This is a genomic window from Haliea salexigens DSM 19537 (genome assembly GCF_000423125.1).
Lineage (GTDB): Bacteria > Pseudomonadota > Gammaproteobacteria > Pseudomonadales > Halieaceae > Haliea > Haliea salexigens.
Window position 1 is genome coordinate 16,028 of the sequence record NZ_AUHJ01000006.1, and the last position, 24,087, is coordinate 40,114.

The 24,087-nt window shown below is 61.0% G+C and carries 14 protein-coding genes; 6 read left to right on the top strand and 8 right to left on the bottom strand.

Features of this window, described 5'->3' with window-relative positions:
* Nucleotides 1–3: 3 nt before the first annotated feature.
* Nucleotides 4–2,175, bottom strand: coding sequence for an ABC transporter substrate-binding protein (locus G533_RS0108265; protein ID WP_027949553.1), 2,172 nt, complete (start codon nt 2,173–2,175; stop codon nt 4–6).
* Between the two features lie 168 nt (nt 2,176–2,343).
* On the opposite strand from G533_RS0108265, the gene G533_RS0108270 reads away from it, so the two are divergent.
* Nucleotides 2,344–4,641 (top strand): M1 family metallopeptidase, encoded by a 2,298-nt coding sequence (locus tag G533_RS0108270; protein ID WP_158413402.1) that lies wholly within the window; start codon nt 2,344–2,346, stop codon nt 4,639–4,641.
* Between the two features lie 53 nt (nt 4,642–4,694).
* On the opposite strand, the gene G533_RS0108275 is transcribed toward G533_RS0108270, so the two are convergent.
* Both G533_RS0108275 and G533_RS0108280 read right to left on the bottom strand, forming a co-directional pair.
* Nucleotides 4,695–6,527, bottom strand: coding sequence for a PhoX family protein (locus G533_RS0108275; RefSeq protein WP_027949555.1), 1,833 nt, complete (start codon nt 6,525–6,527; stop codon nt 4,695–4,697).
* A 228-nt stretch (nt 6,528–6,755) separates the two neighbouring features.
* Nucleotides 6,756–9,185, bottom strand: a complete 2,430-nt coding sequence (locus tag G533_RS0108280; protein ID WP_084638887.1) for a TonB-dependent receptor — start codon at nt 9,183–9,185, stop codon at nt 6,756–6,758.
* Between the two features lie 338 nt (nt 9,186–9,523).
* Between G533_RS0108280 and G533_RS21145 the strand changes: the two genes are divergently transcribed.
* The gene (locus tag G533_RS21145) at nt 9,524–12,829 is read left to right on the top strand and encodes a bifunctional diguanylate cyclase/phosphodiesterase (RefSeq protein WP_051230115.1); all 3,306 of its coding nucleotides are present in this window, start codon (nt 9,524–9,526) and stop codon (nt 12,827–12,829) included.
* Here G533_RS21145 and G533_RS0108290 read toward each other — a convergent pair.
* Nucleotides 12,812–13,780 carry a calcium/sodium antiporter gene (locus tag G533_RS0108290; protein WP_027949557.1) on the bottom strand — a complete coding sequence of 323 codons (969 nt, stop codon included), beginning with the start codon at nt 13,778–13,780 and terminating at the stop codon, nt 12,812–12,814. The genes G533_RS21145 and G533_RS0108290 overlap by 18 nt on opposite strands.
* Before the next feature lie 249 nt (nt 13,781–14,029).
* On the opposite strand from G533_RS0108290, the gene G533_RS0108295 reads away from it, so the two are divergent.
* Complete coding sequence (locus G533_RS0108295) at nt 14,030–14,458, top strand: FKBP-type peptidyl-prolyl cis-trans isomerase (RefSeq protein WP_027949558.1); 429 nt, start codon at nt 14,030–14,032, stop codon at nt 14,456–14,458.
* Nucleotides 14,459–14,532: 74 nt separating this feature from the next.
* Entirely contained in the window at nt 14,533–16,911 is a 2,379-nt protein-coding gene (locus tag G533_RS0108300) for a parallel beta-helix domain-containing protein (RefSeq protein ID WP_027949559.1), read from the top strand.
* A gap of 61 nt (nt 16,912–16,972) precedes the next feature.
* On the opposite strand, the gene bfr is transcribed toward G533_RS0108300, so the two are convergent.
* Nucleotides 16,973–17,437 carry a bacterioferritin gene (bfr, locus tag G533_RS0108305; protein ID WP_027949560.1) on the bottom strand — a complete coding sequence of 155 codons (465 nt, stop codon included), beginning with the start codon at nt 17,435–17,437 and terminating at the stop codon, nt 16,973–16,975.
* A gap of 191 nt (nt 17,438–17,628) precedes the next feature.
* Here bfr and G533_RS21150 point away from each other — a divergent pair, with 191 nt between their 5' ends.
* Both G533_RS21150 and G533_RS0108315 read left to right on the top strand, forming a co-directional pair.
* Nucleotides 17,629–17,841, top strand: coding sequence for a (2Fe-2S)-binding protein (locus tag G533_RS21150; RefSeq protein WP_084638889.1), 213 nt, complete (start codon nt 17,629–17,631; stop codon nt 17,839–17,841).
* A 16-nt stretch (nt 17,842–17,857) separates the two neighbouring features.
* Nucleotides 17,858–19,915, top strand: coding sequence for a TonB-dependent receptor family protein (locus G533_RS0108315; protein ID WP_027949561.1), 2,058 nt, complete (start codon nt 17,858–17,860; stop codon nt 19,913–19,915).
* A gap of 103 nt (nt 19,916–20,018) precedes the next feature.
* On the opposite strand, the gene G533_RS0108320 is transcribed toward G533_RS0108315, so the two are convergent.
* Genes G533_RS0108320 through G533_RS0108330 form a run of 3 tightly spaced genes read right to left on the bottom strand, consistent with a single transcriptional unit; the run spans nt 20,019 to nt 23,930 of the window.
* Nucleotides 20,019–20,876 carry an SDR family oxidoreductase gene (locus tag G533_RS0108320; protein ID WP_051230118.1) on the bottom strand — a complete coding sequence of 286 codons (858 nt, stop codon included), beginning with the start codon at nt 20,874–20,876 and terminating at the stop codon, nt 20,019–20,021.
* 18 nt (nt 20,877–20,894) lie between these two features.
* Nucleotides 20,895–21,575: a Fe2+-dependent dioxygenase gene (locus tag G533_RS0108325; RefSeq protein WP_027949563.1), complete on the bottom strand. Its 681-nt coding sequence runs from the start codon at nt 21,573–21,575 to the stop codon at nt 20,895–20,897.
* A gap of 12 nt (nt 21,576–21,587) precedes the next feature.
* A complete protein-coding gene (locus G533_RS0108330) occupies nt 21,588–23,930 on the bottom strand; it encodes a TonB-dependent receptor (RefSeq protein ID WP_027949564.1) in 2,343 nt (780 codons plus the stop codon).
* Nucleotides 23,931–24,087: the final 157 nt, after the last annotated feature.

A 24,087-nucleotide genomic window follows, 5' to 3' on the forward strand; every position in this document is an offset into this window, starting at 1 on the left:
CTGTTATTGGCGGGCCGTCGCACGCAGGCGGCGGCGGTAGGCGATAACGCCGGGTAGCAGCAGTGCAATCAGCAAAGCGCTCATGGCGTACAGTGGCCAGATGACGGGCTGGTTCCATTCCTCGCGCTTGCGCTCGCGCAGCTCGTCGTCAATGCGCACGTACTTCAGCGTGTTCTTGGAAATGCCGTGGCGCTTGTTGTTGTGCACCCAGGGGTTGTTCAGGTAGATGTCTTTCGGGTAGTAGCCGAACAGCCAGACGGCGTCCTCGCGGTAGAGTTCGACCATGCGGGCCACCAGTGCATCCCGTTCCGCGCCGGGCGGCAGAACGCGCATCTGGCGGAACAACTCGTCATATTCCGGGCGCTCGTAACTGGCATTGTTGGCGCCATCGCACTGGCAGATCAGCGGGCTTTCGGGGCCGTAAAGCAGGAACAGGAAATTTTCCGGGTCCGGGTAGTCCGCCAGCCAGCCGTGGGAGAAAATCTGCGTGTTGCCGGTCAGCAGCTTCTCTCGCGTGCGGTTCCAGTCCGCCGGGCGGTATTCCACCTGCACGCCAATACGGCCGAAGGCCCGGTCCATCCAGTTCATGCTGGTGCTGGATATCGCCTGGCTCTGCACATCAATGAAGATTTTCAGGGGCTCACCGGTGCGTGCATCGCGACCATTGGGGTAACCTGCTTCGGCCAGCAGCTGCTTCGCATGCGCGATCGACTTGCGCTGTGGTGCGCCGTCTACCCAATCGTAGACGTAGGGATTGATGCCGGCTTCGCCGTCCACAAACCCGGGTATGCCCGGTGGAATGGGCGACTGGGCGGGGATGCCGTTGCCCTTGTAGAAGATGTTGAGGTATTCCTCGGTATCGAAGGCGATCTGCAGCGCGCGGCGCAATTTGCGGCGTTCCTCGCTGTAGCCGCCGAGCACCGGGTCGCGCATATTGAAGCCGTAGTAATAGATGGCGGGTTTCACATCGGGGGCTACCGTGATGCCGTGCTCCGCGAGCTCTGCCCCCAGCTCAACGCCGTCGGGGCCCACCACGAAGGCCTGGTCGAACACGCGATTGGTGTTGCCGTGGCTTTCACCCGAGCGGTCGTAGTAGCCCTGCAGGAACTTGGTCCACAGCGACAGCACCTCCTTTTCCAGCCTGAACACGGCGCGGTCGATCAGCGGCAGGCGCTTGCCCGCATCAGCCAGTCGGCCCTGTTCGGCGTCGCCCGGTGCCCCCTCGGTGGGGAAATAGTCTTCGCGGAAGTGGGGGTTGCGCTCCAGCACAATCTCGCTGTTCGGGTCGTTCTTCACCATCATGAAGGGGCCGCTGCCCACCGGCCACCAGTCCAGTGTGAGGTTGCGGTCAAGAAAGCCGGGGTTGTGGAAGAAGCGATCCACCTCGGGGGCGATGGGCGAAAAGAAGTGCATGGCCAGCCAGTAACTGAATTGCGGATAGCGGCCCTTGATGGTAATGCGGAAGGTGCGCTCATCCACCACCTCCAGGCCGTCCATGTTGTACTGGTCGAGGTTCACCCAGCCATCGCGGGAGATGTCCTTGAGACGCTCGGAGAAAGCCTCCATCCCCACAATGTACTGCGCCATGAAACCGAGCATGGGTGAGGCATTGAACGGGTCGGCCAGCCGTTTGATGGCATAGACATAATCGTTGGCGGCGACGGGCCGTGAACCCAACTCGGGAAAATCGCTGATCTGCCGATATTGCCGTCCCGCGGCGGGATCGGTAAACAGGTAGCGAGGATTGCCCGTGTCATCGAGCGCGAAGGCGGGATGAGGCTGGTAGCGGGCATCGGCGCGCACGGTCATCTCATACACCGAGAAGGCGACCTCTCCTGCATCGGGGTCAACGAGCTCGCCCGCGGCGTTGGTGTAGCTGATCAGCGGAAAGTCTTCCACGCCCAGCGGCAGCAGTTCGTAGGGCCGTTTCAGGTAGTGGTAACCCATGGGCGGCTCGTAGATCTGCATCAGGAACAGCGATTCATCGGCGGCGTAGGACAGCGCCGGGTCCAGATGCTTGGGCGGCAGGGGTGACATCACCGACTGGTAGGTCACCATGCCGGGAGGGCTTTCGGGGTTGGGGTTGTTCCAGGGGCCATCGCTGCACCCCGGCAGAAGCGCGGCGCCAAGCAGCAGTGTGGCGCGCGTGCAGAGCGCAACGAATCTGGAGAGCATACCGGTGAATCCGAATGACAGGCAGCGCTCATGTTAGCAGTAAACACACCGCCGGTTAACCATCGCTCAGCAGGCGAGGTAGAATGCTTCTCTGGAGGCGCCATGCGAAACTTTTGTTTAGTCCTTGTGTTGGGTGTACTGATGTCAGGTTGTAGCCGGAATCCGGTTGTGCCGCCGCCCGAGTCATTGCAGCCGGGGGTGTCGCTGGCGCTGGCCGAGGCGCGCGCTCAGCGTGTGACCGACATTCACTACCGTGTGCACCTGAACGTGCCGGAGGCCGCTGCGGAGCCCATTGCCGGGCGCACCGATATCCGTTTCCACCTCGCGGACGCCAAACAGTCGCTGGCACTGGATTTTCGGGCCGAAAGCACGGCGCTGCACACCGTTGAGGTGAATGGCGCAACGCTCCCGGCGGTTATAGACACCGAGCATGTTGTGCTTCCCGCCAGTGCGCTGCAACGTGGTGAGAACCGCGTGGTGCTGGAGTTCACGGCGGGTGATAGCGCCCTGAACCGCAAGCCGGATTATCTCTACACCCTGTTTGTCCCCGATCGGGCGCGCACAGCGCTACCGCTCTTCGACCAGCCGGACCTGAAAGCTCGTTGGACCCTGAGCCTCGACTTGCCCGCCAGCTGGGAGGCTATCGCCAACGGCCCGCGGTTGGCCGTTGTCGATGCCGGCGAGCGGCGCCTGCACCGCTTTGCCGCGAGTGAACCGATCAGCTCCTATTTATTCGGTTTTGTTGCGGGCCGCTTCCAGGCCGTAACCCGGGAATGGCGCGGGCAGGAAATGACGTTGCTGCACCGGGAAACCGATAGCGACAAGCTCGCCCGCAACCTGGATGACATCTTTCGCCAACACCGCGAAGCGGTCGCCTGGCTGGAGGATTACACCGGCGTACCCTTTCCCTTCGAGAAGCTCGATTTCGCCCTTATTCCTGCCTTCCAGTACGGCGGCATGGAACACGTTGGCGCTATTCAGTACCGCGCCGAACTGTTGTTGCTCGACGAGAATCCGACCGATGATGATCGCCTGCGCCGGGCGAGCCTGATTGCCCACGAGGTGGCGCACATGTGGTTCGGTAACCTGGTAACGATGCGCTGGTTCAACGATGTATGGACCAAGGAAGTGTTTGCCAATTTCATGGCCGCAAAGATGGTGAACCCGGTTTTTCCAGAGATTGATCACGAGCTGAATTTCCTGTTGCGGCATTATCCGCCGGCCTATGCGGTGGACCGTTCAGACGGCGCCAATCCCATTCGCCAGCAACTGGCTAACCTGAACGAAGCGGGACAGATGTACGGTCCCATCATCTACAACAAGGCGCCCATCATGATGCGCCAGCTGGAGTCGCTGCTGGGGGCCGAAGCGTTTCGCGCGGGCCTGGCCGAATACCTGCAGCGCTTTGCCTACGACAACGCCACCTGGCCCGCGCTGGTGGGCATTCTGGACCAGCGCACGCGCCTGGACCTTGCGGCCTGGAGTGACAGCTGGGTGCACAGCGCCGGCTTCCCGGACGCAGCACAGCAGGCAGAGGACCCCGCCCTGTTCTATGGGCCACAAGCTGTCGAGCTCGCGCAGGTGGGGCAGTGGGCGCAGCTGCCGCCCGTGGCGCGTGGTCGCCTGTTGCTCAACCTGTTTGAAGCGGTGCTCGCAGGTGGGGTATCTCCGCAGGCCTACGCGGCTGAGTTGTTGCCGTTGGTGGCAACGGAACAGAATCAGCTGCTCCTGCAAACGCTGCTGGAACAGCTGGGTTGGTTGCAGCAAACGCTGCTGCCGGATGTCGCCCTCGCGCGCCTGCAGCCAGAACTGGAGGCGGTGCTCTGGCAGGCGATCGAGACTTCTGCAGATGCGGGACGAACGCGCCTGGTGTTCGAGAGTTTGACGCGACTGGCGCGGCAACCGGCCAGCCTGCAGCGCCTCTATGCGGTGTGGAGGGGTGAGTCGTCGCTGGCGGGCCTCACGTTGGCAGAGCGCGACCGCATTCGTCTCGCGGAACGGCTGGCCGTGGCGTTGCCCGAGCAAGCGGATGCGATCATTACCCAGCAGCTGGCGCAGATCCAGAACCCTGACAACCGACGTCGCCTGGCCTTCCTGGCTCCCGCACTGTCGGCTGATGTTGCAGTACGTGATGCGTTTTTTGCCAGCCTCGCCGACCCTGCACAGCGCGCCACGGAAAACTGGGTTGTGGATGCCGTGGGCTATCTCCATCATCCCCTGCGGATCGCCCATGCGGAGCGTTACATTGAACCCAGCCTGGAGTGGCTGCAGGAGATTCAGGTAACCGGAGACATCTTCTTCCCTTCCGCCTGGCTGCAGGCCACGCTGCAATATCATCATTCGCCGCGGGCGGTTGGCACCGTGCTGCGCTTTTTGCAGGAGCGTCCGGGTTACAACGCGCAATTGCGGATGAAGATTCTGCAGGCGCTGGATATGCCTCAGAGGGCCATGCGCCTGCGGCAATGAAAAAAGCCGCCGGGGGTTCCCCCGGCGGCCTCGATTTCGCGCTACGGTGGTGGTCAGGAACCAACCACCCCACCATCCTTGCGGGTGATGACGACCGTGCAGTCGCGGGGAATCGTACCGCTGCCCTGCGCGGCCGGGAAGTTCGTTACGCTGGGGTCGCCATTGCCCGGGTGCTGCAGGTTGACGAACAGGGTGCGCCGGTTCGGCGTGACTGCAATGCCGGTGACTTCGCAGCCAGTTACACCGGTAAACAGACGGCTGATCTCAATGTCATCACCCGACTGGTTGCCGTTGGCGATCAACAACTGATCGTTCAGGCCATCCTTCTGGGCGCCGTCGGTCTGGATGAACACCCGGTTGTCGGGGTCGACCCAGATGCCATCGGGCGAGGCCACGCTGCGCTCGGTGCCGTGGGTGTCAGATGAGAGCAGGAAAATCTCCCAGGTGAAGCTGCGGCCGATATGGCGATTGCTGTCGCGCCAGCGGATGATGTGTCCGTCGGGGTTGGGTGCCTGCGGGTTTGCGGCGTCCGCCTCTTCACGGCGGCTGTTGTTGGTCAGTGTGCAGTACACCGTGCCGTCAGCCCCTACCGATGTCCACTCTGGGCGGTCCATGGGTGTTGCACCGGCGAGGTCCGCGGCGATACGGGTGTAGGTCAGCATTTCCGCCTCGGAGCTGAAGCGCGCGGCGATAGCCGGGTTGCGCAGGCTCAGTTCCAGCCATTCACCGGTGCCGTCATCATTGAACTTGGCGGCGTACAGCGTGCCATTGTCCAGCGGGCTCACGCCCTGAGCGCGCATGAAGCGCCAGTTGCCGGCGGAGACAAACTTGTAGATGTAGTCGAAGCGCTCATCGTCACCCATGTAGCCGACGACGCGGCCACCACGGCCTTCCACCAGGGCTACACCCTCGTGCTTGAAGCGTCCCATCGCGGTGCGCTTGAGGGGCATTGCCTCCGGGTTGAAGGGGTCGACCTCGACGATCCAGCCGAAACGGTTTTCTTCATTGGGGTGGCTGTCACTGGCCAGGTCGAAGCGCTCGTCGAAAACGTGCCAGCTATAACCGAAACCGCCCGCACTCAAGCCGTAGCGGGCCTGCTCGTCGCTGGGTGTCCAGCTGCTGTCGCTGGTGCCGAAATAGCCGTTGAAGTTCTCCTCGCAGGTGAGGTACGTGCCCCAGGGCGTGTAGCCGTTCGCGCAGTTGTTCAGTGTTCCCATGGCGCCCGCTTCGGGCCCGATGAGCTCGCTGCCGGCCACCGGCCCGCTGAATTCCACGGGTGTGCGGCCGTGTACACGGCGGTTGTACATGCTGTCTTTCACCAGCTCCCAGCCACGGCCGGTCTTGCGTATTTCCAGTACCGAAATACCGTGCGCGTGTTGCGATGTCATGACATCCGCCAGGGTCTCCGGGTCGGCCTTGCCCAGTACGGTGCCGTTGGTGCCATATTCATGGTTGATGGCGAGCAGCCCGCGGTTACTGCTGCGACGGAAGGGGAAGAACCACATGCCATCGTGGCCGATGCCAACCTGCTGCGCCTGTTCTTCGGCTGTGGGACGAACAAGAGGATCACCGCTGTAATCAGTCACGTTGTTGGTCAGGGATGTGCCCCAGGGGATCAGTACCTGGTAGTCATAGTCCGGCGAAATGGCGGGCACGGGGCCGTTGCCTTCGGCCAGAGTCACAGGCTGGAAGTCGATCAGCCTGCTGCCGATCTTGCGTCCGGGTGCTGGCACAGCGGCAGTAGCAGAAAGCGGCCCAGCCAGAAAACTGCCTGCCGCCAGGGTCAGGCCGCCACGGAGTAATTGCCGGCGCGATGCGTATTCGTTGAGTACGTCTTCAAAGGGGCGATTGTTTGACGGGTTACTGATGCCTTCATCGTGTTCCATGGTTTGGTCTACCTGCGCTGATGGGATGATGGGTGACCCGCTGGGTAGCGGATGCAGCCGGGTTCTGGGCGGGCATCGGTGCGCGGGCACCGGCCAGTCACGAATCAGGTTACGAGGGGAGTGTTGCAGTGATGTGGCGCTTTGGTGTCACATCCAAGAACTTTTTATGGCGCAAGAAAAAGGGCCGGGAGCGTGCGCTGCCGGCCCTTGCAGTTTGCGTGGATAACGCTAGAAGGTGTACACCGCATCGAAGCCGAAGGTGCGCGGCTGGCCCCAGGTGTTGCCGGCCCAGCCCAGCGTACCGAAGTCGATACCCCACTCGCGGTACTCTTTGTCCGTCAGATTGCGTACCCAGGCTGACAGGCGCAGATTACCGTTTTCACCCATGCTCAGCTCGTCCAGCGTGATGCGTGCGTTGAGCAGGGTGCGTGCCTCGGAGGCGTCAAACTGGTTCTGGAAGGGGTGGAAAACCATGCTGTCCGTGTAGGCGACATCCAGTCGCGCACTCAGGCGCCCCATCCCGGTGTTGGCGGTGGAGTACTGCAGGCCCAGCGACGCGGTATTCTCGGGTGCGCGGGTTACGGTAACCACATCCTTGATGTTCTCGATCTGGTTGGTCACCGGGTTACGGGCGTTGTACTCGTCGAATTCTGCGTCGAGATAGCCGTAATTCATGTCCACGGACACGGTTTCGGTGAGCAGTGCGATCACTTCCAGCTCAAGGCCCATGTAGGTCGCTTCCCCGGCGTTGGTGATACGGCTGGAGGCGCCGCCACTGCCGGCTTCAAACACAGCGATCTGCATGTCCTTGTAGTTGTTGTAGAACACCGCACCGTTTACGCGCAGGCGACGGTCCAGCCAGTCGGATTTCATGCCCAGCTCGTAGGAGTCCAGTGTTTCCTCCTCGTAGGGCTCCTCCCAGGCCGTGGCACTGGATGCCCGGCTGTTGAAGCCACCGCCGTTATAGCCCGTGGAGTACGTGGCATAGACGTTCATGTCCGGGCTGATCGAGTAGTTGGCGGTCAGCAGGTAGCTGATGTTGTCCCAGGTGTCCTCGTTGGTGAAGCGGTCGTCGAAGCTGACATGGTTGAGGCCTTCATTGAACAGGAAGGCTTCACGATCATCCTCGGTGTAACGCAAGCCGGCGGTGATATCCAGCTGGTCGGTCAGGGAGTAGGTCGCCTGGCCATATACTGCCGTGGACTCGGAGGTCTGGCCATAGATGAAGTCCTGGAAGCCGTTGAGGTTTGGATCGGCACCCGGGAACGGGAAGGGCAGCGGTAGCCGCTGGCTGCCCTGGCAGACCGGGCCGGTCCCAAAGTCGTCACAGAAGCCGGCGCCGATGAAGGCTCCGCCAACTGCACTGTCTACCAGGAAGTTGATCGGCAGTACGAAGCTTTGCGGGTTGTCCTGATAGACTTCCTCTTCGAACAGGAATACGCCCACGGTGTACTGCAGGCGGTCATTAAATGCATCGCCGATGATCTGGAATTCATGGCTCTCCATTTCAATCCAGCCTTCGGGAATGCCGGCCTGGAAGCCCTGGGTGGGGATTTCCGCGCCACCGCCGTAGAACAGGTCCCGCATGGTGTACGCGCCGCCGTCGAGGTCGGTGGAGTCGTACCCGGAGTCGGTGTCGCGGTTGGCGTAGATGTATTTCAGTGTGAACGGTTCCAGCTCCCAGGCCACGGTCAGGTTGTGGCCCTGAACTTCCAGCCACTCTTCGCTGGACCCTTCCAGGGTGAACTGTTCGCGGCGCTTGGTGGGGTCACCCACGGTTGCCGCCATCTGCTGGAAAATCTCCCCACCCAGGAACGTGTAGGGGAACGGCGTTGTGGTAAATCCGTTGTAGATGGAATCCTTGACCTTGGTCACCTGATAGGGCGTTGGCACCCCGGTGTTGTCGGTGTCATCGTAGGCGTAGTCGATGGTCAGTCCATCGGTGGGTTCGAAACGCAGCGCCAGACGGTAGGAAGAGTTGTCTTCACTCGCCAGGTCCGGGTTGACGCCGGGGAAGTCGTTGGTGGCCCAGCCGTCGTATTCCATTTTGCTACCGGAGATTTTCACCGACAGCATGTCCGCCATTTGCGGCAAGTCGACAGAGCCGGTAAGGCGGCGATAGCCGTCGTTGCCCACGCTCGCCTCAAGCCGGCCCCCGAATTCGCCGGTGGGCTTGCGCGTGGTCACGTTGACCGCGCCCCCGGTGCTATTGCGCCCGAACAGTGTTCCCTGGGGGCCGCGCAGCACTTCGATGGACTGCAGGTCGACGATATCGAAAATTGCGCCGACCGTTTTGCTCATGTACACGCCGTCGAGGTAGAAGCTGGTCTTCGGGTCTGTCATCAGTGAGGTTTCGCCACTGCCCACGCCGCGAATGTAGATGGACATGTTCGAGTTGGAAGACGGTTGCTTCTGCACGTTGGTGTTCGGTACAAACCCGTTGAGGTCGGTCACGTTGTAAATGCCGAGGTCGGCGATCTGCTCGGCGTTGAATGCCGTAACGGCAATAGGCGTTTCCTGCAACAGCGTTTCCCGGCGCTGTGCGGTGACCACGACTTCTTCCAGTGCCAGATTCTGCGCCTGAGCCAGGGAGATGAACGGAAACGATGTAGCGGCAATCAATGCGGCCGCAATGGGGGTGTGCATGTATCTCGGCATGGTAAGGCTCCGTAATCGTTATTATGAGCGTCCCGGAGGGACGCCTGGGTACCCTCGCCAACACGGTGTGTTGGCATGTGCAGTTATTGTGTGTTATCGAAAACCTGCAACCGCAGTTTAACTTTGCTTGTGCCGGTGGCGTCAAGTACCAGAGGTGTAAAAATTTACGCCCGAGCAGCGATAGCCCTGCCGGGTGGGCAAGTGAGCCAAAGTGGTGCGCTTGCGAGGGTGAAAGTGACGAATACCAGCAACAGTGATTGCGGGGTTTTTTCACCCGTGCTTACATGCGATGCAATGAGCGCCGATAGGGAGGGCGATGCCGTGCCGCGGCAATTGCCATGAACGTAGTCAAGAAAAGCGGCTCAGCCAGCCTCGCCCCGGCCCTGTTGTCGGTTTTTGTGCTGTTTCTGGGCACGGCTCTCACCATCGCTATGTGGCAGCATAACCACCGGCGAGAACAGGTGTTGCTGCACTCCGCGTTCAGTGCCGAGGCCGAGCGCCTGGTGGCGGTGGCTGAGAAGCAGCTGCACGCCTACTCCGTGGTGATGCGCGGCCTGCAGGGCTATTTCCAGGGTTCGGAGAGCGTCGAATACCCGGAGTTTCTGGCATACACGCGGGCCCTCAATGCCACCTCGGAGCTCGCCGGGCTGCAGGGCGTCGCCTGGGTGCAATTGGTGCCGCGCAGCGGCCTCGAAAAGCATCTCGAAACGATGAGGGCGCAGCTGCCTGTGGCCTACGATATCCGGCCCGAGGGCGCGGCCGACTGGCTCGCGCCTATTGCTTATATCGAGCCGATGGCCGGCGCCAACCTCCGCGCCATTGGTCTGGACATCTATCAGATTCCGGTGGCACGTGCTGCGGCCGAAAAGGCCCGTGACCTCGGCGAGATCGTCATTACCCGGCCCCTGCAGTTGGTTCAGGATCAAACGGGTGACGATTTCCAGCAACAGGTGCAACCGGGGTCACCCTCTTTTGTCATGTACATGCCCATTTATGGTGCATCTGAGGTTCCGGGCACCCTCGCAGCTCGTCGCGAGCGGATTACCGGCTACGTCGATGTACCCTTTCGCGTCCGGGACTTGATCGGCGGTATGGCGAGGGAGATCAATGCCGGGCTGGATTTCGATATTTTCGATGGCGACCCCGCCGACCCCGACAACGTTCTTTATCTGTCTGACGCGGTTTCCCACGCGGAGCGTGGTGCGCGCGGCGAGGCGCAGATAGAGCGCAGCCTGACTGTGGGTACTCGCCGCTGGACCTTTTACGTGAGCTCTACGCCCGCCTTCCGTACCGCGGTGCTGGCGTCAGGCCGTGCATCGATGATGTTCATGGCGGGCGGTGCCGCCAGCCTGGCGCTCGCCCTGCTGGTGCTGGTGATCGCTCGTGGGCGGGACCGCAGCGACCGACGTGCTCAGCGGCTCGCGAACCTCTATCACGCACTGAGCGAGGTGAATCAGGCCATTGTGCGCATGGACAGCGAGGCAGACCTCATGCCGCTGGTGTGCAATGTGGCCGTTCGCTATGGTGGCTTCACGCTGGCGTGGGTAGGTCGCATTGACCCGGAGACCGGTGACATTATCGGTGTGGCGGGTACGGGCGAGGGGAGCGAGTATTTCGACAGCAAGTCCCTGTCGGTCCACGCCGATCACCCCGGTGGGGGCGGCTCCATGGCCACCGCCGCACGCGAGAACCGGCCGGTGGTCATCAATGACTATCTCGACTCCTCCCTGACCGAACCGTGGCATGACCGCGCGCGGGAATTCGGCTGGCGCTCGTCGGCGGCGTTTCCCATCCCGCGCGGGGGCAAGCCCTTCGCCGTGCTCAGCGTCTACCACGCCCACCGCAATGTATTCGACGATGAAGCGATGGACCTGCTGCACGAGATGAGCGCCGATATCAGCTTCGCGCTGAACAACTTTGACCGCGAGGAGCAGCGCGCGAACTTTGAGAAGGCGATTCGAGATAGCGAATCGCTGCTGTCGACCATCCTGGAAAATGTGGGGGCCTGCATATACCTGAAGGACCTTGACGGTAAATACCTGTTTGTCAATCAACAGGTAGTTGCGACCTGGGGCATCGAGCGTGAGCAATTGATCGGGCGCGGCGACGAGGAGCTGCTCGAAGCCGAAAGTGTCGCGCGCATCCGCGAGAGCGACCGGAAGGTGCTGACTTCAGGAATATTACAGGAACGTGAGGAAGTCGATACCGTGAGGAGCACGGGCAAGAGTCGCGTGTTCTGGTCGGTGAAGATTCCCCTGCGTGATGCGGACGGCAAGGTCTATGCGCTGTGCGGAATATCCACAGATATCACCGAGCACCGGGACAACCGCGATCGCATCCTTTTCCTGAGCAACTACGACCCCCTGACAGGCTTACCCAACCGTGAATTACTGCATGAGAGAACCCGGTTTGCGGTGAACGCGGCTGCGGCCAGCTCGGCGCCGCTGTCCCTGCTGTATATAGACCTCGACCGTTTCCAGTTGATCAATGAATCACTGGGCCTTGCAGTGGGTGATGGCGTACTCAAGTCGCTGTCCAACCGGCTCACAGCCGAGTTGAACCTGGAGGCCACACTGTGTCGCATGGGGGGCGATGAGTTCTTCCTGCTGTTGCCTGGCTCAGGACAGGCCGAGGCGGCCGATATGGCTGTGCGGCTGCTGCGGCTGATTGCCGAGCCGCTCGAACTCGATTCGCACCGTCTCAGCGTGACGGCCAGTATCGGCATCGCCTGTTTCCCTGAACATGGCAGGGACCTGGATCAGCTCACGCAGTCAGCCGACGCCGCCCTTTCCCGGGCCAAGCTCGCGGGGCGCAACGCGTTCTGTGTTTTTGAGGACGAGATGCGCGTGCACGCGAATGAAACCCTGCAGATCGAGAACCAGCTCAGGGAAGCCCTGGCCGACGGTGACCTCAGCCTGCACTACCAGCCGCAGGTCAGCCTGACCACCGGCGAGATTACCGGGGTAGAGGCGCTTATTCGCTGGCAGCACCCAACGCTGGGCTTCGTGCCGCCCTCGCGGTTTATCCCGATTGCGGAAGAGAGCGGGCTTATACTCGACATCGGTAGCTGGGTACTGCGTACTGCCATTGCGCAGCAAGCGCTGTGGCAGGCGGCGGGGCTGCCCGTGGGGCCTGTGGCCGTGAACCTTTCCGCGGTGCAGATCTACCGCGACGACTTTGCCGACATGGTGAGCCAGATGCTGGCCGACGCGGGGGTCCCTGCGGCACTTCTCGATCTGGAGCTGACTGAGCGTATCGCCATGGAAAGTTCCGGCAAGACCCTGGCAACACTCGCCGATCTGCACCGCCGGGGCGTCGTGCTCTCGATTGACGATTTCGGCACCGGCTACTCGTCCCTGAGCTACCTGAAGCGGTATCCGGTACAGAAACTGAAGATCGACAAGAGTTTTGTCGACGGTGTGGCGGAAGATGCCGAGGATCAGGCGATCGCGCTGGCCATTATCGGTGTGGCACGGGGGCTGGGCTTTCGCACGATCGCCGAGGGTGTGGAAACCCGGGAGCAGTGGCAGTTCCTCAAGGACCACGGCTGCGACGAGTTCCAGGGCTACTACTTCAGCAAGCCGCTCCCCGCCAGCGAGTTCGAGGCACTGCTGCGTCAAGTCACCTCAGGCAGCGCTGGTTAACAGTACCCAGCACGTGTAAGCCACGAAGCACAGAATCAGCAGGGCGCCCTCCACGCGGTTGATGCGCCCCTGGCCGCGCCGTCGATAACCCATCACGCAGAGCAGGAGAGCCAGCGCGCCCATGCTGAGCACGTCGCGTCCCAGCACTTCGGGTGGCACGGTGATTTCGGCAATACCACCGGCAATGCCCACCACGGCGAGTGTGTTGAACAGGTTGGACCCGATCACGTTGCCCAGCGCTATATCGCTCTCGCCTTTGCGCGCGGCAATCACCGACGATGCCAGCTCGGGCAGGGAGGTGCCGACGGCGACGATGGTGAGGCCGATGACGAGATCGCTGACACCCAGGCTCTGCGCAATCAGTACAGCGCCCCACACCAGCAGCCTCGAGGCCGCAACCAGCAACACCAGGCCAAAGAACAGCCAGAACAGCGCGCGCCCGAGAGCCATGTTCTCCGCGCTCTCGTGTTCAGCGCGGACCTCTGTGGCGAGGGTGTCGGCGGGGCCGCGCAGTCCCTGATAGATGGTCCAGCTCATGAGCAGGACAAACACCCCCAGCAGGACAAAAGCCTCAACGTGGGTAATGACCCCATCGGCCACCTGCCACGCCGCCAGTGCCGTTACCGCCAGCAGAACAGGCAGTTCCTTGCGCAGGATCTGTGAATGCACGGCAAGTGGGCTGAGCAGGGCGGTCACACCGAGAATCAGCGCAATGTTGGTGATGTTGGATCCGTAGGCGTTGCCCAGCGCCAGGCCGGGGTTGCCCTGGCTGGAGGCGATGGCCGAGACCACCATCTCCGGTGCGGAGGTGCCGAAACCAATGATCACCATGCCGATGAGGAGGGGGGGAACGTTGAAGTGCCAGGCGGTTGCCGCCGCCCCTGAGACAAAGCGGTCTGCACTCCAGACCAGTACAACGAGGCCGATGAGAACGGCCGCCAACGCAATCATGACTCTGCTCCTGACACGGGTTTGTGCCGGGTAACACCCGGCGGTTGCCCGCAAGATACTGACCATCGGATGCTGTAGCCAGCGCGGCACCGCATCAATATTACCGTTTCGGGTTCCAGTGCGGCGCGGCCGCAGGTTTTCCGCCTCTCCGGTTTACATCGCCAGCCCAGCCGTTACACTGGGGTGCTCGCGAGTTACTGCGCGCTGCACTGCGTAGTTTCCCCTTTCCCTACGCATCAGGAGCACACTATGAGCGCAGCTAAAGCAGGCGATAGCGTCAGCATTCATTACACCGGCACCCTCGACGACGGCACCGTATTCGACAGCAGCGATGGCCGCGACCCCCTGCAGTTCGAGGTGGGGTCCGGGCAAATCATCCCCGGCCTCGATCGTGCCATTGAGGGCATGACGGTGGGCGACAAGAAGCAGGTGAACGTGGCTGCCGACGACGCTTACGGCCAGCCTGCCGACGAAGCGCGGCAGGAGGTCGCCCGCTCCCAGATACCGGAAAACATTCCGCTGGAGCCGGGTCTGCAGCTGCAAATGCAAACCCCCGATGGCCAGGCGATTCCGGTACGTGTCGCCGAAGTCGGCGACGACGTGGTGGTACTGGATGCCAACCACCCGCTGGCGGGCAAGGATCTCACCTTCGATATCGAGCTGGTTGCGATCGGTTAAAGCCGCTTTGTGTTTTGCCCTGCCTGTGGTAAACAGGCAGGGTTCCCTATAAAAGATAATAAAACGGAAGCACGATGAAGATACTTGCCAGACTACCTGCTCTCTCCGCTGTTCTCGTCCTGGGCCTCGCTGCACTTGTCGGTTGCTCCGACGGCAGTGACCCCGCCCCGGTAGCGCCGCCGGAGGTCACGCCAGAGGAAGTGCCGGACCCGAACCTGGTGATTGTTGAGCCCGGAGAAGACTTTCAGCGTCGCCTGATAGAAGCCTTTATCAATGTTGAACCCGGGCAGACCATCGAGCTGCCCGCGGGTGAATACGCACTGGACGCGCAGCTCTCTCTGGATGTCGATAACGTCACCGTGCGCGGCCAGGGCCAGGGTGAAACCCTGCTCGACTTCGGTACCCAGGTGTCTGGCGGCGAAAGCATCCTCGTAACCAGCAACAATGTGGTGCTGGAGGATTTTGCCGTCATTGACGCTCCGTCGGATGGCATCAAGTTCAAGTTTTCCAACGGCGTGACCTTGCGTTCGATGAGGGTGGAGTGGACCTGCGGTGCCTGCGAGGAGAACGGGGCCTACGGGCTGTATCCCGTGCAGACCAAGAATGTGCTGATCGAGGACTGTGAGGTTATCGGTGCCAGTGACGCCGGTATCTACGTGGGGCAGTCGGACAAGATCATTGTGCGCCGGAACAGGGTGTCGCTGAACGTGGCCGGTATCGAAATCGAAAACTCCACTGACTCCGACGTGTACGACAACCTCGCCGAGAACAACACGGGCGGCATACTTGTGTTTGATTTGCCCAACCTGTCGGTGGATGGAGCGCGCGCACGCATTTTCGACAACACCATTCGCGACAACAACACGCCCAACTTTGCCCCGGCCGGTAACATTGTCGGTGTGGTACCGGCGGGTACCGGCATTCTGGCCATGGCGTTTGATGACGTGGAGATTTTCGGCAACCGCATCGAGAATAACCAGTCCATGGCGGTCGCCATCGTCAGCTACGACATCAGTGGCCTCACGACCAATGACGCCACTTATGACCCCGACCCCAGGCGCATTCACGTACACGACAACCTTTATAGCAACAACGCGTATGCACCTGCAGACCTGGCGCTGGATGTCGCCGGCCTGTTTGCCGGGCTTGATGGCCTGCCCGAGGTGGTGTACGACGGTTTGGGCGAAGCCGAGGGTGCGTTCGCGGATGCGGATCGCATCTGTGTGGCGGAAAAGGATTCCGTGCGTCTGGGCGTTGTGTTCCAGCCCGGTGGTGGTGGTGCGAGCATAGACCCGGCCTTCTTCAATTGTGCCCATGCCTCGTTGACCGCGGTTGAATTGGACACACCAGAAGAAATTGCCCAGGGTGAACGCCCCCTCACGGACGACGAAATAGCCGCCTTGTGCACGCCCGAGGGTGCCGGCCCCAACTTCGATGCAACCGAGGTGAGTTGCCGGGAGCTCGCTGGTTACAATCTTTTTGCGGATGCCCTGGAGCCACGTGCCGCGGCGAATGCCGGGGTGGGCTATGAATTGACCAGTGCGCTGTTCACCGATTACGCCAGCAAATACCGCTTCATCTTTGTACCCGAGGGTCTGCAGGCGGCCTACAACGAGCAGAATGTGTTCGATTTCCCGGTGGGCACCATCATCGCCAAGACCTTTACCATGCCCAATGACTTCCTCAATGCGGCCTCGGGCGAGGTGATTATCGAAACCCGCCTGATGATTCACCGTCGGGATGGCTGGGCCACACTGCCTTACATCTGGCGTGAAGATGGCAGCGGCGCGGACCTGACGGTCGCCGGTGGCCGCCGCTCGCTGGAGTGGATACACAGCGACGGCAGTACGCGCAGCACGGAGTATGTGATCCCCGATGCCAACAGCTGTAAAACCTGCCACGGTGTGACACGGGCCGAAACCGGCAGCGGTGTCAACACGGAAACCGTGAATCTGCCCATTGGCCCCAAGGCGCGTTTCCTCAATCGCGACCGGCAGTATGGCGACGCTACAAAGAACCAGCTGGCGCACATGGCGGACGAAGGCATTCTAGTGGGCCTCCCCGCGGATCTCGCGGCAATCGACACGGCGCCTGATTGGGAGGATGTGTCCAAGCCGCTGGAATCACGGGTGAAGGCTTACCTGGATATCAACTGTGCGCACTGCCACAGCCCAGGTGGCTTCGCCAGCAACTCCGGCATGTTCACCGAGTTCTGGCGTGAAGTGAATGCTACCTACGGTGTGTGCAAACCTCCGGTCGCGGCGGGCGCGGGTTCGGGTGGCTTGCAGTACGGCCTGGTGCCGGGGAACGCAGACGCCTCCATCGCTGTATTCCGCATGAACTCCAGTGAACCTAATGTGCGCATGCCGGAAATCGGCCGCAGCATCATTCACGACGAAGCGGTGGAGCTGGTGCGTAATTGGTTGAACAGCTTGAGCGGTGGGTGTGACTGACCGCGGCGCGGCCGCGTAATACCAAGGCCCGCCCTGTTTTGCAGGGCGGGCCTTGTCGCTTCTACATCATGGATTGCTGGTAATTCTGGTTGCCGATGCGCTCGATCAGTTCGAGCTGGGTTTCCAGCCAGTCAACATGCTCTTCTTCACTTCTGAGTATTTCCGAGAACAGGTCGCGCGTGCCGAAATCGGATACCGACTCGCAGTGCACAATCGCTTCGCGCAGCATGGGGATGGCCAGTTCTTCCTGCTTCATGTCGCATTGCAGGATTTCCGCCACGTTTTCACCGATAAACAGCTTGCCCAGGTCTTGCAGGTTGGGCAGCCCCTCCAGGAACAGGATGCGACGGATCAGCATATCGGCATGTTTCATCTCGTCGATGGACTCTTCGTACTCCTTCTCGTTGAGCTTGTTGAGACCCCAGTTCTCGAACATTCTGGCGTGCAGGAAGTATTGGTTGATGGCCGTGAGCTCGTTCTTCAGCGCCTGATTGAGGTAGGCGATGACCTGTTTGTCACCTTTCACGATCTGCTCCTTGTGTGGTGGTGTTCTCCTGCAGTGTAGTCAACTTGCTGCGCTGAGGCCATGGATTGCGCAGCACAAGCGAGGTTGCGCCGGACGAGTGAATTTCCGATACGAGACTGACAATTAATACCACACGCAATTGACAATGATTCGCATTCTATTAAACTGGGTCGTAATCAGGAGGTGATTACATGTTCATTTGTCTTTGCCGGGGAGTGACCGACTCCGAAATTCGCGCCGAGGTGCGCCAGGGTGCAGTCCGTTATGAGGACATTCAGGCGCGGCTGGACGTGGGCATGTGCTGCGGTACCTGCAAAGAGAGTGCCGAAGAAGTCATCGCCGAAAGCATTGCCGAGTCACTGTTTTTCGAACTCAAGCCCGCCGCAGACGCCGCCTGGGCCTGACCTGGAGTAATACACCATGAAATCCGCTTCTCTGCGCCCGTCAAAACGTGTGCTGCCCCTGGCTGTCGCCGCTGTTTTCCTGCCCTCCGCCCTGTCTGCACAGGAGGGAGGAGAGTTCCCCATGCCGGTTATCGAGGTTATTGGCAAGAGCGAGGATGCCGTGTCGCGGCAAACGGGCTCCGTGGTGCTGATCGACCGTGAGGCGCTGGAACTGATTCAACCACTCTCCACAGACGATGCCCTGCGCCGGGTCGCCGGCATCAACACGGCAACCGAGGACGAAACCGCGATCGTGGCCAACCTGGGTATCCGCGGACTCTCGGCGAGTGAGTCCAAATCGCTCATCCTGGAGGACGGCGTACCTGTCGCGCCGGGTCTGTTCATCGGTAACGAACGCTATTTCAACCCGCGCATCCAGCGCATTGAGCGCATCGAGGTGCTCAAGGGGTCGGCTTCTCTGCGCTACGGCCCGTCTACCATTGGCGGTGTAGTGAACTACCAGACCAAGACCCCTGATGACGGCGTGCTGCTTTCGGGTCGGCTCGGCTCCTTCGATACCCGCGAGGCTTCGATAGAGGCTGGCGGGCGCAGCGCGTCAGGTGACGCCTTTGCAGGACTGGTGGCGACCCGCGCCGAGAGCGACGGCTTCATGGACAAGGACTACGAAATGACCGATATCCTGGTCAAGTCCGGCATGGCGCTGAGCGATACTCAGGAAGTGGGGGTGAAGTTCTCCTGGTACGAAAATGACGCGAATATCTCCTACCGCGGCTTGCTGCTGGGCGACTACGATGCCGGCAGCACCTACAATCCGGCGCCCGACGATTATTTCCTGACGGACCGCATTGCTTTCGACCTGAACCACGCCTGGCGTCTGAACGATCAGGCGCACCTGCAAACAGTCGCCTACTGGAGCGAGGTGTCGCGTGATTACTGGCGCTACGATGTCGACACCGATGCCTCCAACGAGGCGGGTCGCTGGGTATATACCGACACCCTCACAGGCAACAACCGCAGTTTTGAGCGCGTTGGCCTGGATACGAGACTGCAGCTTGACCACCAACTGTTCGGCCTGGAGAACGAGGCGGAATTTGGTTTCAGGATCATGCGCGAGGAGTCGGACGACACACGCATTCGCGCCACCCGCACCACCGATCGCACCGGCCTCAATGACCGCCATCGTGTCGACAGCGCCGACAGTATCGCCGTACACGCCCAGAACCGCATGGTGCTCAGTGAAAGATTGGCACTAACGCCGGGGTTGCGGGTGGAATCCTATGAGCAGAAGCGCCGCGTCCTGACGGACAATAACGCCTCGGCCAAAACCTCCAATACCGAGGTTCTGCCCGGTGTTGGCGCTACTTTCGAATTGACCCCCACGGCGCAACTCTACGGTGGCGTGTATCGCGCGTTTTCGCCGGCTGCCAACGGTGTGGCCCTGGATGGCCTTGCCGACCAGAACCTCGATGGAGAACGTTCCAACAACTACGAGGCCGGCATACGTGGCCTGCAGGGCAAGCTGAGCTATGAAGTCGCCGCTTTCTACATGGATTTCGACAACCAGGTGGTGACCGGCAACAGCGACCCGAATCTTTCCCAGTCAAATGCTGGTGAAACCACCCACCAGGGTATGGAGCTGGTGCTCGGCTACGAGCTCGGTGGCGGTTTCAGTGTTGATGCCAACGCAACCTGGGTGCCTGAATCCGAGTTCGAAACCGGGGAGTTTGCCGGCAACCGCTTGCCGTACGCCCCCGAGCACCTGGCCAACCTTGCGCTGAACTACAGCGGTAACAAGCTGCAGGCCGCATTGACGGCCCACTACCGCGGCTCGCAGTTTGGCGATGCCAGCAACCAGGTGGAGATCCCGAGCGACGCGGCGGGCGGTATCTGGGGCGGCAAGATGCCCTCGTATACATTGCTCGACTTCATGGCGCAGTACGAAATCAGCAACTCACTGACGCTGTTCGGTGCCGTAAAGAACCTCACCGATGAACGCTATATCACGGGCCTGCGCCAGGGCATCTACGTCGGTCCCGAGCGGTCGTTCGAAGTGGGCGCGCGCTTCCGGCTCTAGCACCACTCATCTCCCCTCTCGGCAGGGGCAGCTGGGCCGCATGGTCTTTGCTGCTCCTGCCGGTGTACGTTGTGCACGATCGATGTCGAATATTCTTCGCGTATCACAGCGGATAGGTGAAACCCGTACACTCTTCTGTGTAAGTCCAGAGCCGGGCGGCCGCGGCATCGTCACGTGCCCAGGCACGCGGGCGCACCTTTTTACAGTTGGCGAAATAATCACCGCTGACGTCGGCGACATCGTCACTGGTACACAGGTAGAGAGACGTTTCCGCGCCCTGGTCGGGCGAGCGAAAGAAAATCTTCATGATGGCGGGCGCGATAGATTTCAGGAAGCCCTCGTTCTGCTGCCCCAGAGACGTGGCCACGGCACCGGGGTGTAGTGCGTTCACTGTGATCGGCTGACCCGCCAGTCGCTGTGCCAGGCTGCGCGTAAACAGGATATTTGCCAGCTTGGAGCGTCCGTATTCGCGAAAGGCCTTGTAGTTCTTTTCCGCCTGCATGTCATCGAAGTTCATGCCGCGTACAAACGCATGTGCGGCGGAGGCCACATTCACGATACGCGCCCGCGGCGCTTGCTGCAGCGCGGGCAGAAGCAGACCGGTGAGCAGGAAGGGCGCGAAATGGTTGACTGCCAACGTCTCCTCGTAGCCATCAGCTGATACGCGCCGGCGGGTATTCATTAGGCCCGCGTTGTTGAGGAGCACGTCGATGGGCCTGCCCAGCTCAAGGCAGTTGTGTGCCGCCAGGCGCACGCTGGCAAGACTGGTCATATCCAGCGCGACGACATTCACATCCTTACCCCCGGCTGCGACCACTTCCTTCTTTAATGCTTCCGCCTTCTGGGGATTGCGACAGAGCAAGGTGAGTACCGCTCCCTGCCCAGCGAGCTTGAGTGCTGCGCTGCGTCCGATGCCGGCTGTGGGGCCGGTAATGACGACGTGTTTGCCTTGCATATCCATGATCTCTGCCTCGCGAAGTCAGACCAGTGCAAATTGCCTGATCAGGTTATGGTAAACATGGTGCAGGGCATCCAACCGCTCCCGTGGCACCCCCTCGACATCAATCAGGCCCTGAATCGACTGATCGAGGGAAAACAGGGTCTGGCGCAGCTGCGTATCTGCCACCAGGCTTTGTATCCAGCATATGGCGGCCAACCTTTCACCGCGGGTGACGGGGGTCACCCGGTGCAGGCTGCTCGAGGGGTAGACCACGGCATCACCGGCGCGGGGGCGCACACGCTGCTCACCGAAGTCGGTTGCGATGACGAGTTCGCCACCGTCAAATTCCTCGGCGTCAGACAGGGCGAGCGTCATGGAAACGTCGCTGCGCATGACGTCACTGGTGTCAGGAATACGCATGATGGCACCGTCAACGTGCAGACCGTAGGTCTCACCGATGCCGTAGCGGTTGAAACAGGGGGGAAAGATACGCTGGGGCAGGGCTGCGGAAACCAGTGTCGGCGTCTCGCCGTAGCGTGCCAGCAGCGTGTTGGCGAGCGTGCGCACCGTGGCGTTCGCCGCATCGGCCTGTTGGTTGCGTTTGACGTCTGCCGACATGCCCAGCGCCGTGCTGCGGCCATCCAGCCAGGGCACGGTTTGCAACCGTGCCCTGAAATGAAGGACTTCTTCCCTGGAGAGTAGTCCGGGGATGATGAGCATACCGCTCTCCTGTCAGAATTCGTACACCACTGAAGCGCGCACTGTGCGCGCGTCACCAATATACATGAAAGAGCCTGAGCGGTATGCGGCGGTCCAGTAGGCTTCGTCGGTCACATTGCCCACATTCAGCCTGAGGTTCAGGTCGTCGGTGACGAACCAGTTGGCAAAGAGGTCAACCACGCCATAGGAGGGCACCACGATGCTGTACTGACCGTTTTCTGCGTCGTAGCCCGCCGCCGAATCGGGTTGGCCACCGTACATTTCGCTTTTGTAGGTGTAGCTGGCACCGAAAGCCACGGAGTCGTTGGGTTGATACCGCAGCTGCAGGAACAGGCTGTCGTCGGCAAAGTTGGACAGCGCCAGGCCAACGTTGGCCGGATCGAAGGAGCCGGTGACTTCCGAGTCCATCAGCGCGGCACTGAGTTGCACGCTGAGTGCTTCGGTAATGGAGCCAGACAGCGAGAATTCGACGCCACGAACCTCGTTTTCGCCGGTATTCAGCGTGCCGAGGTTGGAGTAGGCATCGCCCACACTCTCGTGTACGTCACTCTTGGTGATCTGGAACAGGGCCGCCGTGGCCAGCAGTTTCTCGTCAAAGAACTGCCACTTGGTGCCCACCTCTATATTCTCCACGTGCTCCGGATCGGATTGCGCGACCTGCTCAGGAGAACCGCAAAGCCCGCCGTAACCGCAGTTCGCGCCGAGGTCGGACTCGCCACCGTTGATGTTGCTCGCGGTGCTGTAGGTGGCATACACATTGCCGTATTCGGTGATGTTGTATACCAGACCGACGTGGCCGTTGGTCAGGGTATCAGAGTAGTCGTAGGTGGACGCTTCACCGCGGCTTGTCACCGCATTGCTGTAGTCGAACCAGTCTTGCCGCAGGCCCAGGAACAGCTCCCAGTGCTCGTTGAATGTGAGCGTGTTCATGGCGTAGGCGGAAATCGTCTGGATGTCCATGGCAGCGTCACTCTCGCCGCGTTTATAGCTTCTCTGCAGCAGGGTGTTGGCGTTGCTGTATAGCGCGCCATTGCCGTCGAGCACACAGTATCCGTCGCTCACGCCACCCCGGCCGGATACCCGGCAATTGGGGTTGCCCAGGGTTTCAACATCGTAGACGCCGTTGTCGACTTGCTCATCAATATAATCGACACCAAATACCCAGCGCTGGCGAATGCCGCCGTTGTCGATGCTGTGGATCAGGTTGAACTGGGCGGCGCTGTACTCGACATCCTGCCAGCCCTGGTGGGTGCTGAGAGAAATGGTGTCGGCGCCCGGTGCCTCCGGGTCGCTGGGGTCACGGGTGGTGCCGCGGGCCCCGGTCGCGAGGTAGCCGTTTTCGGTGTCGCCGGTGCGCACGGCGGCGTACATACTGGTGTCTTCATTGAAGGTGTATTCGCCGCGCAGCGTTAACGACAGTGCCTCACTGTCGAGAAAATCCTCCGCCTGCGCATACACCGGAATATCTTCCACGGGTTCGCGGGCGTCGCGGTCAAAATAGCTGCCCAGGTCCGGTACATCTTCTGCATCGAGATAGTACACATCTGCCGCCAGACTCCAGCGCTCGCTGGGTGCATGATTGATGGCCAGCAACGCGCCCTGGCGATCCCGCTCGGCGCCATCGCGATCAGGCACTGTTTCCGAGCCGGTGAGGAGGTTGAGGCGAAGCGCTGTGTCCGCGGTGAGGTTCAGGTTACTGTCGAAGGTTAGGCGGTAGTGATCATCGGTACCCACACCCGCATCGAGAATGTTGAATGATTCGCCGAGCAACGCACCCTTGGTGATGCTGTTCACGGCACCACCGGAGGTGCCGCGTCCGGCGAACGTCGCGCTGGGGCCCTTGGCAATTTCCACTTGTTCAGTGGCAAAGCTTTCACGCGTGGTCATGCCCGGGTCGCGCAGCCCGTCAACAAACACATCGCTGCGTGCCTCGTGGCCGCGAATGATGTAGCGGTCACCGAAGGCATTGCCGTTCTCCCCGGTGCCCAGGGTCACACCCGCCTGGCTGCTGAGGATTTCCTTCAGGTCCGTTTTGCCCGAATCGAGGATTTGCGACTGGGTGAGGATGTTGAGTGTGGCCGGTGTGCCGGCGAGGTCCGCCGCGCGGCGCTGGTCACCGGAGCGCTCTGCGAGGTAGCGGGTGCCGGATACACCAAAAACCTCGACCACTTCGATTTCCTTGCTGGCTTCTGCAACGCTGCTCGCCAGGGGGCAGGGTTGCGACTTGCCGCTGGCGTCGGTGCAGGTTTCACCAGGCTGCGTTTGCGCCTGTGCGGACAGCGACAGGGCCATCATCAGGGCGCTTGAGCCGAGTAATCGCGAACGGCTTGGTTGTTCTGTTTTTGAGGCTGACACGAAAAGTACTCCCTTTGAGTTAGACAAAATCGAGTCAGCATAGTAGTGCGAGACGAATGCCCTGTAAATACAAGTGAGAACTATTCGTATTATTATTTGTACCTAAAGCCGCTTTCGGCGCCGCGGCGAGCCGGCAACGCCCTGCAATGTCAGCATG

Excerpts from the sequence above, each read along its gene's own strand:
- G533_RS0108265 (WP_027949553.1), bottom strand. The coding sequence starts at position 2,175 with ATGCTCTCCAGATTCGTTGCGCTCTGCACGCGCGCCACACTGCTGCTT.
- G533_RS0108275 (WP_027949555.1), bottom strand. The coding sequence starts at position 6,527 with ATGGAACACGATGAAGGCATCAGTAACCCGTCAAACAATCGCCCCTTT.
- G533_RS0108280 (WP_084638887.1), bottom strand. The coding sequence starts at position 9,185 with ATGCCGAGATACATGCACACCCCCATTGCGGCCGCATTGATTGCCGCT.
- G533_RS21145 (WP_051230115.1), top strand. The coding sequence starts at position 9,524 with ATGAACGTAGTCAAGAAAAGCGGCTCAGCCAGCCTCGCCCCGGCCCTG.
- G533_RS0108290 (WP_027949557.1), bottom strand. The coding sequence starts at position 13,780 with ATGATTGCGTTGGCGGCCGTTCTCATCGGCCTCGTTGTACTGGTCTGG.
- G533_RS0108295 (WP_027949558.1), top strand. The coding sequence starts at position 14,030 with ATGAGCGCAGCTAAAGCAGGCGATAGCGTCAGCATTCATTACACCGGC.
- G533_RS0108300 (WP_027949559.1), top strand. The coding sequence starts at position 14,533 with ATGAAGATACTTGCCAGACTACCTGCTCTCTCCGCTGTTCTCGTCCTG.
- G533_RS21150 (WP_084638889.1), top strand. The coding sequence starts at position 17,629 with ATGTTCATTTGTCTTTGCCGGGGAGTGACCGACTCCGAAATTCGCGCC.
- G533_RS0108315 (WP_027949561.1), top strand. The coding sequence starts at position 17,858 with ATGAAATCCGCTTCTCTGCGCCCGTCAAAACGTGTGCTGCCCCTGGCT.
- G533_RS0108320 (WP_051230118.1), bottom strand. The coding sequence starts at position 20,876 with ATGGATATGCAAGGCAAACACGTCGTCATTACCGGCCCCACAGCCGGC.
- G533_RS0108325 (WP_027949563.1), bottom strand. The coding sequence starts at position 21,575 with ATGCTCATCATCCCCGGACTACTCTCCAGGGAAGAAGTCCTTCATTTC.